This window comes from Cupriavidus sp. MEYA8 (genome assembly GCF_059278825.1).
This window is the reverse complement of record NZ_CM181221.1, coordinates 1,324,132-1,340,036: the sequence shown is the minus strand read 5'-3', so window position 1 is coordinate 1,340,036 and position 15,905 is coordinate 1,324,132. Positions and strand designations below refer to the sequence as shown.

Sequence of the window (15,905 nt, the reverse complement as noted above, 5' to 3'; positions counted from 1 at the left end):
CATGACCGTCCCGTTCTTGCTTTCCAGGGGTGCGCCCTTCAGTCTTCCGCGCCCGCTACCGCGGCACGCGCCGCCTTGCCCTCCCCGCGCAGCGATTCCAGGAAGCGCACCACCGTGGCCGCCTCGCGCGTGCGCGTGAACGGCGGCAGGCTCTGCCAGATCTGGCGGCCATAGGGCTTTTCCACCAGCCGGGTGTCGAAGATGGCCAGCACGCCGCGGTCGGACTCCGAGCGGATCAACCGCCCCGCGCCCTGCTTCAGCGTGATCACCGCATGCGGCAGCTGGTGCGCGGCAAACGGACTCAGCCCCTTCTTCTGCAGCACTTCCATGCGCGCGGCCAGCACCGGGTCGTCGGGCGGCGCGAACGGCAGCTTGTCGATGATCACCAGCGACAGCGCCTCGCCGCGCACGTCCACCCCTTCCCAGAAACTCTGGCTGCCCACCAGCACGGCGTTGCCCAGTTCGCGGAAGCGATCGAGCAGCTCGGTGCGGCTGGCCTGGCCCTGCACCAGCAGCGGCAGGTTCAGCCCGCGCTCGGCGAAGGCGTCGTAGAGCAGGTCGGAGGCGCGCTGCACCGCGCGCAGCGTGGTGCACAGCAGGAAGGTGCGCCCGCCGGCCGCTTCGATCAGCGGCAGCGCGGCCTGCACCACGGCATCGGTGAACTGCGGCGACTGCGGCGCGGGCATGTCGCGCGGCACATACAGCAGCCCCTGCTTCGCGTAGTCGAACGGACTCGGCAGCGTCAGCGAACGGTCCTTGTCGAGACCAAGCTGGGCTGCATAGTGCGTAAAGTTGCCCTTGACCGACAGCGTGGCCGAGGTAAAGACCCACGCACGCGGCTGGCCGCCGCGCTGGCGCGAGAAAATCGGCGCGATCGACAGCGGGGTTCGGTGCAGCTGCACGGTGTGGGAGAACACTTCGACCCAGCGTACGGTTTCAGCGGGCGCCGGCGCCTGGGCTGCCTCGCCGCCTTCACTGCCCTCGCCTGCCGGTGCGGCGGGCGCGGCAACGACATCGCTGCGCCATGCCGCCAGCCGCTCGGCCAGCTCCAGCGCGCGCCGGTGGCACTGCTGCAGCGATTCGGCGCGCTCCGCCTGGCTTTCCAGCATCTCGACGAAGGCGGACAGCGCCTCGTCCAGCGCATCGAGCGTTTCATTGAAGGGCTCGGCAATGCGGCGGTCGGCCTCGATCTGGCCCAGCGCCAGCCGCGCGTTGTCCTTGCCGAACGCCAGCCGCAGGTCGCGCGCGGCACGCTCCAGCGGCGCGCCCAGCGCCACCCAGTCGACCGCATCGCGCGCATGCGACAGGCCTTCGGCCACCGTGTCGCGGGCCAGCTCGAGCAGCTGGCTGGTCGACAGCGTTTCGCCGAAGAACAGCGTCGCAGTCTCGGGCAGCTGGTGCGCTTCGTCGAAGATCACGGTGTTGGCGGCAGGCAGCAGCTCGGCCATGCCGGTATCGCGCAGCACCACGTCGGCGAAGAACAGGTGATGGTTGACCACCACCACGTCGGCCTGCTGCGCTTCCTTGCGCGCGCGCATCACGAAGCAGTCCTTGTAGAACGGGCACTCCGAGCCCAGGCAGTTGTCGCGCGTCGACGTCACCATCTGCCACACCGGCGCGTTCTCGGGCACGGCGGCCAGCTCGGCCTTGTCGCCGGTCTTGGTTTCCTTGACGAAGCGACCGATGTCACGCAGCCACGCGGCGTCCTGGCGCGATGCCAGCCGCCCGGCCGCCTGCGCGCGTTCGAGGTGATAGTGACAGACGTAGTTGGCGCGGCCCTTGAGCAAGGCCACCGAGACCGGCACGTTCAGCGCATGGCGCACCGTCGGGATATCGCGCAGGAACAGCTGGTCCTGCAGGTTCTTGGTGCCGGTGGACAGGATGACCTTGCCGCCCCACAACATGGCCGGCACCAGGTAGGCGTAGGTCTTGCCGGTGCCGGTGCCGGCCTCGACGATGACGGTGTCGTTGGATGCGATCGCCTCGGCGACGGCATCGGCCATCTTGTGCTGCGAAGCGCGCGGCCGGTAGCCCGGGATGGCCTGCGCCAGCGTGCCGGTATCGGCAAAGATGGTGCCAAGCTCGGCGCTGCGGCTGGCTGCGGCGTCCATGGCGCTGGCGGCGACGTCATGCAGGTCCGTGGCGTCGTCCGCGCTGGCGGCATCGTCTTGCTCGGGGGAATCGGAAAGGTCGGACAAGGTGGGGGAATACTTTGTGTAAGCCGCCGGTCGGTGTGCCGGCGGCATCTGGTGCGGGCGGCCCGGATGCTCAGGCCGGCACGTCGGGTTCCAGCTGCAATTGCAGCAGCGTGATGGCGTCCTTCAGCTTCAGCCGGCGCTTCTTCAGGCGGCGCAGTTGCAGCTCGTCATGGACGGCGTCGCTCGCGAGCCGGTCGATCAGGAAGTCCAGGTCGCGGTGCTCGATCTGCAACTCCATGATGCGCCGCTCCAGGGTATTCAGGTTGCTGTCCATGTGCGCCTCCGCTGTACGGTCACAGTGCGATCGGCTCAGAAGCCGAACGGGCGCGGCGCCGACGCCTGGCCCTGCTGCTCCTTGGCCTTGGCGCGCCGCTCTTCCAGTTCCTTCTGGCGCCGCTCGAGGTCGCGTTGCTTGGCCTCGTACGCCTTCACGTTTTCCTCGCGCTGGCGCGCCTGCTCGGCGCCCTTTTGCTGCGCCTCCTTCATCTTGGCGTCATAGTCGGACTGCTTCTGCTGGTACGCCTGCGCATTGGCGGCACGCTGCGGCGCTTCACCCTGGCGTTGCGCGTCGCGCAGTTGCTGTTCCTGCTGCTTCTTCTCGAACGCGGCGCGGCTGGACTGCTCGCTGGCGGCACGCTGCGGCTGGCTGGCCTCGAATTCGGCCCGGCGCAGCGCCTGCTCGCGGTCGCGCTCGGCAGCGCGGTGCGCGCGTTCGGCCTCGCCGACTTCCAGTTCGCGCTTGCGCAGCACCTGCAACTCCTCGCGCTGGACTTCCTTGGCCTTGTCGATGCAGCTGTTGACGAAGAACTTGCTGTAGCACTCGTGCTCGGCCGCGGAAAAACGGTAGTTGGTCCAGGCGCGGGAATCGCCGATGGCCTTGCGTTCGGCACCGAAGTCGCGCGGAGCTCCGGCGGCCGGCGCAGAAGCTTGCGCCAGCGCCGGTCGCACCGGCATCAGCGCGGCGCCGGAGGCGAGCGCCAGCACGGCCAGGCTGGCAGCCTGGAAAAGGACGGATTTCGGCACGTTGGCGACAGTTGGCATGGCCGGCGAGGTGGCGGGAGAAGTTACCGCGGAAGTAGCCAGGGCGGCGGCCTGACGGGGCTTGACGATCATGACGGGATTCTAGCATCCGGGCCGCCTGGCGGCCTGCCCCGCACATGCCGGTAACGCCCCTTGCGCGAAGCCGGCGGCAAGCGTGGCCGAACTGCGGCGCGCTTGTGGCAAAATGCCCCGCTTTCGACCGACTGCGTTTTCAGATGTCCAACCTGCCCGCTTCCGTCTCGCAAAAAATCGTGTCGCTCATCGCGGCTGAACTGTCCGTGCAGCCGCGCCAGGTCGCGGCCGCCGTGGACCTGCTCGACGAGGGCGCCACCGTCCCGTTCATCGCCCGCTACCGCAAGGAAGTGACCGGCAACCTGGACGACACGCAGCTGCGCAACCTGGAAGAGCGACTGCTCTACCTGCGCGACATGGAAGACCGCCGCGCGGCCATCCTGGCGTCGATCCAGGAGCAAGGCAAGCTCACGCCCGAGCTGCAGGCTGCCATCGAGGCCGCCGAAACCAAGCAGACGCTGGAAGACCTCTACCTGCCCTACAAGCCCAAGCGCCGCACCCGCGCCCAGATCGCGCGCGAATGCGGACTGGAACCGCTGGCGCTGGCGCTGCTGGCCGACCCCACGCTGGACCCGCAGGCCGAGGCCGCCAGGTACGTCAACGGCAACCCGACCGCCGACGGCGGCGTGCCCGATGTGAAGGCCGCGCTGGACGGCGCGCGCGACATCCTGTCCGAGCAGTTCGGCGAGACCGCCGAGTTGCTGGGCAAGCTGCGCGAACACCTGTGGAACAACGGCGTGGTCGCCTCCACCGTGATGGAAGGCAAGGAAACCGCCGAGGAAGAGAAGTTCCGCGACTACTACGCCTACAGCGAAACCATCCGCACGGTACCGTCGCACCGCGCGCTGGCGCTGTTCCGCGGCCGCAACGCGGGCGTGCTGATGGTCAAGCTGGGCCTCGGCGAAGAACAGGACGCGCTGGTGCCGCACCCGTGCGAAGGCATGATCGCGCGCCATGTCGGCATCCAGCAGCTGGGCCGCCCCGCCGACAAGTGGCTGGGCGACGTGTGCCGCTGGTGCTGGCGCGTGAAGGTGCAGCCGCACCTGGAAACCGAGCTGCTGACGCAGCTGCGCGAAACCGCCGAAAGCGAAGCCATCAAGGTGTTCGGCCGCAACCTGCATGAACTGCTGCTGGCCGCGCCGGCCGGCCCCAAGGCCGTGATGGGCGTCGACCCCGGCATCCGCACCGGCTGCAAGATCGCGGTGGTCGACAGCACCGGCAAGCTGCTCGACACGGCCACCATCTACCCGCACGAGCCGCGCCGCGACTGGAACGGTTCGCTCGCCACGCTGGCCCGCCTGGCGAAGCAGCACAACGTCGCGCTGGTCTCGATCGGCAACGGCACCGCCAGCCGCGAGACCGACAAGCTGGTGCAGGACCTGATGAAGCAGATGCCCGAGCTGAAGCTGACCAAAATCGTGGTCAGCGAGGCCGGCGCATCGGTCTACTCGGCGTCGGAACTGGCCGCCAAGGAATTCCCGGACCTTGACGTGTCGCTGCGCGGCGCGGTGTCGATCGCACGCCGCCTGCAGGACCCGCTGGCCGAACTGGTCAAGATCGATCCCAAGTCGATCGGCGTGGGCCAGTACCAGCACGATGTGAACCAGCGCGAACTGGCGCGTACCCTCGATGCAGTGGTGGAAGACTGCGTGAACGCCGTGGGCGTGGACGTCAACACCGCCTCGGCGCCGCTGCTGGCGCGCGTATCGGGCCTGAACACGGTGCTGGCGCGCAATATCGTCGAATACCGCGATGCCAACGGCGCCTTTGCCAACCGCAATGCGCTGAAGAAGGTGCCGCGCCTGGGCGACAAGACCTTCGAGCAGGCGGCCGGCTTCCTGCGCATCAACGATGGCGACAACCCGCTGGACCGCTCATCGGTGCACCCGGAAGCCTATCCGGTGGTGCAACGCATCCTGGACGCCATCAAGAAGGGCCTGCGCGACGTGATGGGCAACCGCGAAGCGCTGCGCGGCCTGTCGCCGGAAAAGTTCACCGACGAGTCGTTCGGCCTGCCGACCGTGCGCGACATCCTGTCCGAGCTGGAAAAGCCCGGCCGCGACCCGCGCCCCGAGTTCAAGACCGCGACCTTCCAGGAAGGCGTGGAGGACGTGAAGGACCTGCAGCCCGGCATGGTGCTGGAAGGCGTGGTCACCAACGTGGCGGCGTTCGGCGCGTTCGTCGATATCGGCGTGCACCAGGACGGCCTGGTTCACATCTCGGCGCTGTCGAACAAGTTCGTCAAGGACGCGCACGAAGTGGTCAAGGCCGGCCAGATCGTCAAGGTCAAGGTGATGGAGGTCGACGTCAAGCGCAATCGCATTGGACTGTCGATGCGGCTGGACGACGAGCCGGGCCAGGCGGCACCGCGAGCCGGCGGCGGCGACCGCGGCGGCCAGCGTAACGGCGGCAAGGGCTCCGGCGGCGGGCGCCGCGAGCCGGAGCCGGCGGGCGCGATGGCAGCGGCATTTGCCAAGCTCAAGCGCTGAACGGCACGCTCCACGCAAAATCAAGGACGCCCCGCACGAAACTGTGCGGGGCGTTTTTCATTGCGCGCCGCCGCGGGCGATCGTCACGACCAGTCCGGTCGCGCCGTCGGTCCGGTTGGCAAAGGCAAGGTCGAGTCCGTGCAGCCTCGCCACGCGCAGGGCGATGGAAACGCCGAGGCCATGCCCATGCTCGCGGTGCGCCCCGCCCCCGCGGAAGAAGCGGTCGCCGAGCCGCGCCAGCACATCGGGCGCGATGCCCGGCCCCTGGTCGCGCACGGAAATACCGCCCGGCTCGAAATCCACCGTGACCAGCGCGCCCGGCGGGCTGTAGCGGATGGCATTGTCGAGCAGGTTGCGCAGCAGCAGGGACAGCAGGTTGGCATCGCCCGCGACCGGCAGCGGTTCGCCGCCCTGCTCCGGCCATTCGAGCTCCACATCGACCTGCTTCTGCTGCGCCAGCGCCAGGCAGTCCGACAGCGCCTGCTGCGCCACCGGCAGCCAGCTGACCGGCTGGCGCGACGGCAGCGCCGAGGCATCCTCCAGCCGGCTCAGCGTCAGCAGCTGCGATACCAGCCGGCTGATGCGGTCGATGCCGGCGGCGACGTTGGCGCGGGCCCGGTCGCGCTCTACGGCGTCCGGCGAGCGCTCGGCAAGCTCCCATTGCGCCCTCAGCGCGGCCAGCGGCGTGCGCATCTCGTGCGCGGCGTCGGCGGTCAGGCGGCGCTCGTGCTCGATCGAATCCGACACGCGCTCCAGCAGCCGGTTCATCGCGTGGACCAGCGGTACCAGCTCGCCAGGCACCGCCGCCAGGCTGAGCGGCTGGCGATCGTCGGGCGCGCGCCGTTCGATGTCGGCCGACAACGCCCGCACCGGCGCCATCGCGCGGCGCGTGAACCAGATCAGCAGCGCGATCAGCAGCGGCAGGCCCGCGGCCCATGGCAGCACCTGCGCGGCGATATAGGACAGGATCAGCTCGTTGCGCTCGGCCAGTTGCTGGCCGACGCAGACACGCCAGCCGGTATCCGGATCGTCGAGGTAGTACAGCCGCCAGCGCTGGTGGTCGAGCACGGTATCGGTAAAGCCCTTCGCGCCCGGCGCGCGCGGCAGCAGGTCGCCCTCCGGATCGATATGCAGCGGCTGCCCGTTTGGCAGCCACGCGGCGATGGCGAGGTCGCCGAGGCCGGCATCGCCCTGGTCGCCTTCCACCAGCTGCGGCAGCCGCGTGCGCGACGGCCCGGCGGCAAGGTCGACCATCGGCGCCACCGAGTGCATCTGCAGCGCCATGCGCACCATGTCGGTGTCATACAGCTCGTTGATCTCATGCCGGGCGCGCACGTAGGTCAGGCCGATGGTCAGCAGCCAGACCACCGGCGTGGCGATCAGCACGGCCAGGATAAGCCGGCGCTGCAGCGTCATTGGCAGTCCTCGGCTGCGCCCAGCGTGTAGCCCGCGCCGCGGAAGGTGCGCACGATCCTGGGATGGATCTTTCGGCGCAGGTGGTGGATGTGGACTTCCAGCGCATTGCTTTCCACGCCGCCCTGCCAGTCATAGAGCTTGTCGCGCAGGAAATCGCGCGTCAGCAGGCGGTTGGGGTGTGCCAGCAGCAACTCGAGCAGCATGGCTTCGCGGCTGGTCAGCTCCACCGGCGTGCCGGCCCAGTATGCCTGCCGGCGGGCGGGATGGAATTCCAGCGCGCCGTGCTTCCACACCGGCGACGACATCCCCACGGCGCGGCGTGTCACGGCGCGCAGGCGCGCGGCCAGTTCGTCGAGCGCGACCGGCTTGACCAGGTAGTCATCGGCGCCGGCATCGAGCCCGCCGATGCGGCTTTCGATCGCATCGCGCGCGGTCAGGACGATCACGGGAATGCGGCAGCCGCGCGCGCGCCAGCGCGCCAGCAGCGCCATGCCGTCCTCGCCGGGCAGGCCGAGGTCCAGCACCACGGCGTCATAGCCGGCCATCTCGAGCGCATGGTCGGCCTCTGCGGCGGTGCTGAACCAGTCGACCGCATAGTCCAGCAGCTGCAGCCCGCGCCGCAGGCCGTCGCCGAGCATGGGGTCGTCTTCAACAATAAGGATTCTCATGTTCCGGGTTGTTATGCGGCCGTCACGCCACGCAGGGGATCGATTGTGCGCTTGCAAGCTTAATGTGCCATTAAGGTTGCCGGCTTATCCTCGCGCTCGCATTGCCAGGCCTTGTCCTGTTCAACGCCGCGCCTGGCGCCGGCGCCGACAAGGCCGTCAACTCTTCCGCCCGCGCCGCCTTGCCGTCACACCTGCCCTCCAGCCCTGCCAGCCCCGCCGTTCTGCCACACGCCGAGCGCCTCGCCGCGCGGCCCGACCATGCCGTGCGCGTGGCAGGCATTCCCGCCATTGCGCTCGCGCTCGCGGTGCTGGCGTTCGCGCTGCTGTGGTTCGGCACGCTGGGGGCACGCCACCTGCTGGGACCGGATGAAGGCCGCTACGCCGAGATCGCGCGCGAGATGCTGGCCACCGGCGACTGGGTCACGATCCGCTATGACGGGCTGAAGTACTTCGAGAAGCCGCCCTTCCACCTGTGGGTGACGGCAGTGTCATATACGCTGTTCGGCATCGGCGAATGGCAGGCGCGGCTGTGCGTCGCGCTTGCCGGCCTGGCCGGCGTGGCGGCATCGATGCTGGCGGCGGCGCGCTGGTTCGGCGCGCGCGCGGGATGGCTGGCGGGGCTGGTGCTGGCATCGGCGCCGATGTGGAATGCCGCGGCACACTTCAATACTCTCGACATGACGCTCTCCGGCGTCCTGGCCTGCGCCCTGGCGGGCATGCTGCTGGCGCAGCACCCCCGCACCACGCCAACGTCGCGACGCAACTGGATGCTGGCATGCTGGACGGCGATGGGTATCGCGCTGCTGACCAAGGGGCTGGTCGGGGTGGTGCTGCCGGGACTGGCACTGGTGGCGTACACCTGCGTCACGCGTGACCTGGCGCTGTGGCGGCGCCTGCATGCGCTGGCGGGCATTGCGGTGATGCTGCTGGTGGCGGTGCCGTGGTACTGGCTGGTGGCACGTCGCAACCCCGAGTTCCTGCACTTCTTCTTCGTGCACGAGCACTGGCAGCGCTACACGTCGACGGTGCATGCGCGCCAGGGTCCGCCGTGGTACTTCGTGCCGCTGGTGCTGGGCGGGTTCATGCCGTGGCTTGGGGTGCTGCCCGCAATGGTCCGCACCGTCAGGCATCGCGCCGGGGCCAGCGTGACCACCGTGACCACCACCATGACAATCGGCCCGGCACCGTTCCAGCCCGCGCTGATGTGCGCTGCGTGGGCATTGTCGATCTTCGCCTTCTTCAGCCTGTCAGGCTCCAAGCTGCCCGGCTACATCCTGCCGGTGTTCCCGGCGCTGGCGATCCTCGCCGGTGCCGCGCTGGCGCAAACCGGCGTGCCGGCGTGGCGCACGCAGCTTTGGGCGATGCTGGCGATCGGCGCGCTCGGGCTGCTGGCGAGTCCCGTGGTGGCGAACCTCGATTCCAACAACACACCGAACGTGCTCTATCGCGCCTACGCCGTATGGGTGGCGATGGCGTTTGCCCTCATCTGCGCCGGCACGCTCGCCGCGCTGTGGCTGCTGCGCCGGCACGGGCGCATGGCAAGCATCACGGCTTACGCGCTGGGCATGCTGCTGGCATTCACCGTTGCCCTGCTCGGCCATGAGGCCATCGGCCGCTCGGCCTCGGGCATCGCCCTGGCTGCGCCGATCGAGCGCGTGCTGCGGCCCGGCATGCCGCTCTATGGCGTGGGCATGCTCGACCATACATTGCCCTTCTACCTGCGGCATCCGCTCACCATGGTGGCGCAGCCCGATGAACTGGCCTTCGGCACGGAGCAGGAGCCGCAGAAGTGGCTGCCGACCATCGACGCCTTTGTCGATGCGTGGCAGCACGGCCCGCGTGCCGTGGCGCTGTTGTCGCCGCGGACGTTTGCCGAACTGAGCGCGCGCGTGCCGATGCATGTGATCGCGCGCGACTGGCGGCGCGTGGCCGTGGCCAACTTCCCCGTCGCCGGCGTGCGCTAGCGTGCTGCCGGTGTTTCGTGCCGCACTCGTGCGGCACGCTTCTTTTCGATGCGATCGTCAACACAATGCAAGGCAAGAAAGTACTGATTCTCGGCGTCAACGGCTTCATTGGCCATCACCTGACGCGCCGCATCCTGGAAACCACGCCGTGGGAGGTCTACGGCATGGACATGAACACGGACCGCCTGGGCGACCTCGTCGATCACCCGCGCATGCACTTCTTCGAAGGTGACATCACCATCAACAAGGAGTGGATCGAGTACAACATCCGCAAGTGCGACGTGGTGCTGCCGCTGGTCGCCATCGCCACGCCGGCCACCTACGTGCGCCAGCCGCTGCGCGTGTTCGAGCTGGATTTCGAGGCCAACCTGCCGATCGTGCGCGCCGCGGTCAAGTACGGCAAGCACCTGGTGTTCCCGTCGACCTCGGAGGTCTACGGCATGTGCAGCGACGAGGAGTTCGACCCGGAAGCCTCGCCGCTGGTCTACGGCCCGATCAACAAGCCGCGCTGGATCTATGCCTGCTCCAAGCAACTGATGGACCGCGTGATCCACGCCTACGGCATGGAGCAGGGCCTCCACTACACGCTGTTCCGCCCCTTCAACTGGATCGGCGCGGGGCTGGACTCGATCTTCGAGTCGAAGGAAGGCTCGTCGCGCGTCGTGACGCAGTTCCTCGGCCATATCGTGCGCGGCGAGCCGATCAAGCTGGTCGACGGCGGCGCGCAGAAGCGCGCGTTTGCCGATATCTCGGACGGCATCGGCGCGCTGATGCGCATCATCGAGAACCCGAGCGGCATCGCCAGCGGCAAGATCTTCAATATCGGCAATCCGGCCAACATCCATTCGGTGCGCGAGCTGGCCGAGATGATGCTGAAGATGGCCGCGGACTACCCCGAATACGCCGAGGAAGCGCGCAAGACGCAGATCGTCGAAACCTCGTCGGGCGACTTCTACGGCAAGGGCTACCAGGACGTGCAGCACCGCGTGCCGAAGATCGACAACACCGTCGAGGAACTGGGCTGGAAGCCCGAGGTCACGATGGAGCAGTCGCTGCGCCGCATCTTCGAAGCCTACCGCGGGCACGTGGCCGACGCGCGCACGCTAGTGAACCAGTCGTAGGCGCAGGCAGGCAGGCCACAGGCGCTCGATGTCCTAAGCGTCCGCCCGGTCAAACCCCGCCTTGCGCGCCAGCACGATGGCCTGCGCGCGGTTCTCCACTTCCAGCTTGGCGAAGATGCTGGTGATGTGGTTGCGCACGGTCTTTTCGCACAGGTCCAGGCGCGCGGCGATCTGGGCGTTGTCGCGGCCCTGCGCGATCAGCTCGACGATATCGCGCTCGCGCCGCGTCAGCGCGGTGAAGGCGGGATCGCGCACCGGTGCCGAGGCCGGCAGGAAGGCACGCACCTCGTCGAGCCATCGGTTCCAAGCGGGCTCGGTGTCGAGCAGCAGGTGATTGCCGCTTTCCAGCGGCACGAAGCGCGCGCCGGGAATTTCGCTGGCGATCAGGCGGCCCTCGTCGAACGGCACGCGCGCGTCGCGCACCGCATGCAGCACCAGCGTCGGGCACGTGACCCTCGGCAGCAGTTCGACCACATCGATCTCGTTGAACACGCGCATGAAGCGCGCGGCATTCAGCGGCGACGTGGAGACCCGCTCCAGCTCGTTGAACCACGCATGCTGCTCGGCCGTGCCGCCCGGGATGAACTGGGTCGTGAAGAACTGGCGGAAGGCGGGATTCTCCTGGCCCCAGCCTAGCTCGGCGAGCTTGTTCATCAATTCGGCTTCCTCGCGCAGGCGCGGGCTCAGGTTGTCGCGCTTGAGCCGCCCGCGCGCATAACCGCCGTGGAGGATCAGGTGGCTGACGCGCTCGGGGTGCGCCACGGCGTAGGCCACGGCGATCGATGCGCCCTGCGAGATACCCAGCAGCGGGAAATGCTCCACGCCGTTGGCATCGACGATGGTTTCGAGGTCGCGCAGCCACGCGTCGAACGACAGGTCTTCGATATCGCGGTCGGACAGCCCGCAGCCGCGTTCGTCATAGCGGATCAGCGTGTGGTGCGCCGACAGGGCCATGATCATGTGGCTCCACACCGGGCTGTCCACATCGAACTCGAGGTGGCTCATCCAGTTGGCCGCCTTCACCAGCGGCGCGCCGCTGCCCGTGACGGCGTAGGCAAGGCGAACGCCATCCCGGCTGGTGCACAGGCGAATCTGCTGCTTGAACATCGGCATGTCGGGCCGCGCGGTGCTGGGACGGCCTGCCGGCGGCGCGGCCCTCGGGACCGTGCCTGCCAGGCGGGCGCGCCGCGTGACTTCACTAGTGTAGGAAAGGATCGGTGCGGCTTTGCAAGGGATTGCGCAAGCGCGCATGGCGTTGCGCGAATGCACCGGCCCGGCATGAAACCGGGCCGGTGGTCAGGGACGAGCGTGCGGCAGCGTTTGGCACGGGCGGGTCCTGACGCACATGCGGGCGCATGTGCGCTGGCATGGTGCCTCACCGAGGCACACGGTTATGCATGGCTGAGGCATTCGCCACTGTCGCGCGGGCCGCTGCGTGCGCCGTCGCTGTAGCCGTCGCGCGATCTGGTGCGGGTCCCTTCCGTAAACGGGTCGAACTGTCCCATGCGCGCGCCGTCGGTATATGGATCGGGCTTGCGCATGCCGTCACGGTACGGATCAAAGTCACGGACCGCGCACACTGACATGCCCTGGCGCGCCACCACGGACAACATCGTGGCCTCGGTCGCGGGCCCGTGCGCTCCGTCGGTGAAGGCGTCGCGCTGTCCGTGGCGGACATGCGCGGCAGTCCGCGTGGCTTCGTCACCCGCCCCGGCGTGGGCGGTCGGGCTCGCGCCGACCGCCAGTGCGGCAAGTGCGGTGACGGTGAGCAGGGTCTCGGCAAACTTCTTATGCATTGCTATCTCCAACCGGGGATGCCGGCAGCGTGGCCGCTGCGGTCCCTCATGCAGGCGATCACCAACGGAATGCACGGGCCGCACGGGATCGCCTTGGCCGTGCGGGCCGATTGCCCGGCGCCTGCCGGCTGCCCTCCCATCCCGGCAGCGGTGCGGCGCCTGACTCCTGGATCAGGAAGATGCGGGTGTGGGGGGTGCGGGCGCGCATGGCGCCCCGCTTCAGTCGCTCAACGTCAGTGCAGCCATCCGAACATCGCGAGCAGCGGCACCAGCGGCATTAGCGGCGACAGCGCCGGCGACGGCATCAGCCGCGCCGGACTGCGCCAGCGTGCCGCCAGGCCCGCCGACACGCGGTCGGCGGCCAACTGCACCGCGGTGCGCCAGAGCGCCGCATCCGGCGCCTGGCGGCCGCGCAGGGAGCGCGCCAGCGACAACGCGCGTCCCAGCTCGCGCGCCGGCGCGCCGTGATCGTGGTCCAGCTCGCGCAGCGAGGCCAGCCACGACTCCCAGTTCGCGTGTGAATGACAGAAGACGTAGAGCAGCAGCAGCGCCGGCGGCAGCAGCACCGCGCCGGTGGGCGCGATGCGCTCGCGCAGCATGCGTCGCAGCCATGGCGGCAGCGCACGTCGCGGCAGGCGCGCGCGACGGGCTTCGTCGGCATGCCGGCTGGACGGGCGAGACCACTGCTGCAACGAACGCATGGCACGGCTCCTCGAGGAGGCGGACCGCCACGAAGGGGTCCTGTGACAAGTTGAGGGTTGCATTGTCCGGCCCGGGGCCGGCGCGCGCATGAGGCCGTGGTCCCGGGCCGGCTGCTGCGACGCCCGGGTTTCCGGGACAAGTGCCCCGGGGGAGCGCCGGCGGGTGGCGCATGGCAGACGCGCGCCTCGACCGCGCGGGCCGCGTCAGACAAAAAAGCCCCGGGACACGCCTTGCGGCGCCGTCCCGGGGCTTGCAGCGGCGGGCACCAGGCCCGCCCGCTTCAGATCTCGACCTTGGTACCCAGCTCCACCACCCGGTTGGCCGGGATCTGGAAGAAATCTGACGGCTTGGCGCCGTTCTGATGCATCCAGGCGAACAAGCTTTCGCGCCACATCGGCATGCCCGGCAGCTTGGACGGAATCACCGATTCGCGCGCGATGAAGAACGAGGTTTCCATCAGCTCGAAATGCATGCCGAGCTTGCGGTCGGCCAGGTCCAGCACCTTCTGCACGTCCGGCGTTTCCTTGAAGCCGTATTCCGACTTCAGGATAAAGACGCCGCCGCCCAGGTCCTTGCAGCTCAGGCGATGATCGTCGTCGACATACGGCACGTCGCGCGTGATGAAGTGCAGGAACACCACGCGCTCGTGCAGCACGCGGTTATGCTTGAGGTTGTGCAGCAGCGACACCGGCACCGACTCGGTGTTGCCGGTCAGGAACACCGCGGTGCCCTCGACGCGGTGCGGCGGGTGCGCCAGCAGGCCGGCGATGAACGGCTCCAGCGGGATGCCGTCTTCCAGGCTGCGCGCGCGCAGCAGCTTGCGGCCGCTGTACCAGGTCATCAGCATGAAGAAGGCCATGCTGCCCAGCAGCAGCGGGAACCAGCCGCCTTCGGCGACCTTGAGCAGGTTGGCGGCAAAGAACGACAGGTCGACCAGCAGGAAGCCCGCGCCGACCAGTACCACCAGCGCCGTGTTCCACTTCCACACATTGCGCATGCACACCGCCGCCAGGATGCTGGTGATGACCATGGTCGTGGTCACGGCGATGCCGTAGGCCGCCGCCAGGTTCTCGGACTTCTTGAACGAGATCACCACGCCGATCACCAGCACCAGCAGCAGCCAGTTGACCACCGGCAGGTAGATCTGGCCGATCTCCGCGGCCGAGGTGTAGCGCACGCGCATGCGCGGCACAAAGCCCAGCTGGATCGCCTGGCTGGTCAGCGAGAAGGCGCCGGAGATGACCGCCTGCGAGGCGATCACCGTCGCGCAGGTGGCCAGCAGCACCATCGGGATCAGCAGCGGCTCCGGCACCATCAGGTAGAACGGGTTCTCGGCGCCGGCGGGGTTTTGCAGCAGCATCGCGCCCTGGCCGAAGTAGTTCAGCATCAGGCACGGCATCACCAGGATGAACCAGCCGAGGCGGATCGGCCGCGCGCCGAAATGGCCCATGTCGACGTACAGCGCCTCGGCCCCGGTCAGCACCAGGAACACCGAGCCCAGCACGATAAAGGCCTGCAGCGCATGCTCGACCAGGAAGGTGATGCCGTACAGCGGATTGACCGCCTTGAGGATTTCCGGCGCCTGGACCAGGTTGAACACGCCCAGCGCACCCAGCGTCACGAACCAGGCCGTCATGATCGGACCGAACAGCTTGCCCACCGCGTGGGTGCCATGCCGCTGGATCAGGAACAGCCCGGCCAGGATGGCCAGAGTGATCGGTATCACGAATTGCGACAGCTGCGGCGCCGCGATCTCCAGCCCTTCCACCGCCGACAGCACCGAGATCGCCGGCGTGATGACCGCATCGCCATAGAACATGCAGGCGCCGAAGATGCCGAGCATCATCAGGATCTTTGCCTTGCCCGAGCGCGGCGCCACGGTACGCAGCACCAGCGCCATCAGCGCCAGCACCCCGCCCTCGCCGTCGTTGTCGGCGCGCATCACGAACACCACGTACTTGATCGAGACCACGATGATCATGGCCCAGAACAGCATCGAGATGACTCCCAGCACGGCGTCGGGGCTGAAGGCGATGCCATGTTCCTTGCTGAAGCACTCCTTGAGCGCGTACAGCGGGCTGGTGCCGATGTCGCCGAAGACGACGCCGACCGCGCCGAGCACCAGGGCGCGTGTACTGGGACTCTCGACGAAATAATGGCTGGTTGTGGACTGGGTAGTCATGAGATTGGGTCTGCCCGGCCGGCTTGCCGGCAGTTTTGTTGGCTCTGGCAGCCGCCACCCGGCGCGGGGTGCCGACTGCTGCGACCGTTTTCCGGCGCTTTTTGCGTTCTATTGCATTGCACAAACCCGCGCAATTCTAGATGAACTGCCCGCGAACGACCACTCCGGTGATCCGGATGCCGTTTTCGTGACCGAGCAAGCATGGGAGGGAAGTGGCCGGTGGTCAAGGCCCGGGTAAGCAATAAAGCGTGTCCTT

The 15,905-nt window shown here is 68.3% G+C and carries 12 protein-coding genes; 3 read left to right on the top strand and 9 right to left on the bottom strand.

The annotated features are described in order from the left end of the window. Positions 1 to 38 precede the first annotated feature (38 nt). From yoaA to AC5WJ1_RS06225, 3 genes are read right to left on the bottom strand one after another with little or no spacing between them, the layout of a single operon-like run. On the bottom strand, positions 39 to 2,246 hold the full coding sequence (yoaA, locus tag AC5WJ1_RS06235) for a DNA repair helicase YoaA (RefSeq protein ID WP_494476418.1): 2,208 nt from the start codon (positions 2,244 to 2,246) through the stop codon (positions 39 to 41). Between the two features lie 22 nt (positions 2,247 to 2,268). Next, positions 2,269 to 2,472 carry a DUF465 domain-containing protein gene (locus tag AC5WJ1_RS06230; RefSeq protein ID WP_013956445.1) on the bottom strand — a complete coding sequence of 68 codons (204 nt, stop codon included), beginning with the start codon at positions 2,470 to 2,472 and terminating at the stop codon, positions 2,269 to 2,271. Between the two features lie 35 nt (positions 2,473 to 2,507). Next, positions 2,508 to 3,311: a hypothetical protein gene (locus AC5WJ1_RS06225; RefSeq protein ID WP_135705024.1), complete on the bottom strand. Its 804-nt coding sequence runs from the start codon at positions 3,309 to 3,311 to the stop codon at positions 2,508 to 2,510. 143 nt (positions 3,312 to 3,454) lie between these two features. Here AC5WJ1_RS06225 and AC5WJ1_RS06220 point away from each other — a divergent pair, with 143 nt between their 5' ends. Continuing rightward, the gene (locus AC5WJ1_RS06220; RefSeq protein WP_133096833.1) at positions 3,455 to 5,800 is read left to right on the top strand and encodes a Tex family protein; all 2,346 of its coding nucleotides are present in this window, start codon (positions 3,455 to 3,457) and stop codon (positions 5,798 to 5,800) included. Between the two features lie 57 nt (positions 5,801 to 5,857). Here AC5WJ1_RS06220 and AC5WJ1_RS06215 read toward each other — a convergent pair whose 3' ends face one another. Together AC5WJ1_RS06215 and AC5WJ1_RS06210 are read right to left on the bottom strand one after the other, a co-directional pair. Then, on the bottom strand, positions 5,858 to 7,216 hold the full coding sequence (locus AC5WJ1_RS06215; protein WP_135705022.1) for an ATP-binding protein: 1,359 nt from the start codon (positions 7,214 to 7,216) through the stop codon (positions 5,858 to 5,860). Then, positions 7,213 to 7,884, bottom strand: coding sequence for a response regulator (locus AC5WJ1_RS06210; RefSeq protein WP_133096831.1), 672 nt, complete (start codon positions 7,882 to 7,884; stop codon positions 7,213 to 7,215). Before AC5WJ1_RS06210 ends, AC5WJ1_RS06215 begins: the two co-directional genes overlap by 4 nt. Positions 7,885 to 8,105: 221 nt before the next feature. Here AC5WJ1_RS06210 and AC5WJ1_RS06205 point away from each other — a divergent pair, with 221 nt between their 5' ends. Further along, on the top strand, positions 8,106 to 9,848 hold the full coding sequence (locus AC5WJ1_RS06205; protein ID WP_494476526.1) for a glycosyltransferase family 39 protein: 1,743 nt from the start codon (positions 8,106 to 8,108) through the stop codon (positions 9,846 to 9,848). Between the two features lie 65 nt (positions 9,849 to 9,913). Beyond that, positions 9,914 to 10,969 carry a bifunctional UDP-4-keto-pentose/UDP-xylose synthase gene (locus AC5WJ1_RS06200; RefSeq protein WP_135705021.1) on the top strand — a complete coding sequence of 352 codons (1,056 nt, stop codon included), beginning with the start codon at positions 9,914 to 9,916 and terminating at the stop codon, positions 10,967 to 10,969. 33 nt (positions 10,970 to 11,002) lie between these two features. Here AC5WJ1_RS06200 and AC5WJ1_RS06195 read toward each other — a convergent pair whose 3' ends face one another. The 4 genes from AC5WJ1_RS06195 to AC5WJ1_RS06180 form a co-directional block, all read right to left on the bottom strand. After that, positions 11,003 to 12,082: an alpha/beta fold hydrolase gene (locus tag AC5WJ1_RS06195; protein WP_133096830.1), complete on the bottom strand. Its 1,080-nt coding sequence runs from the start codon at positions 12,080 to 12,082 to the stop codon at positions 11,003 to 11,005. Positions 12,083 to 12,360: 278 nt separating this feature from the next. Then, entirely contained in the window at positions 12,361 to 12,765 is a 405-nt protein-coding gene (locus AC5WJ1_RS06190) for a hypothetical protein (RefSeq protein WP_135705019.1), read from the bottom strand. A 233-nt stretch (positions 12,766 to 12,998) separates the two neighbouring features. After that, a complete protein-coding gene (locus AC5WJ1_RS06185; protein ID WP_240745949.1) occupies positions 12,999 to 13,466 on the bottom strand; it encodes a hypothetical protein in 468 nt (155 codons plus the stop codon). Between the two features lie 281 nt (positions 13,467 to 13,747). Beyond that, positions 13,748 to 15,649, bottom strand: coding sequence for a potassium transporter Kup (locus tag AC5WJ1_RS06180; protein ID WP_135705018.1), 1,902 nt, complete (start codon positions 15,647 to 15,649; stop codon positions 13,748 to 13,750). Positions 15,650 to 15,905 lie beyond the last annotated feature (256 nt).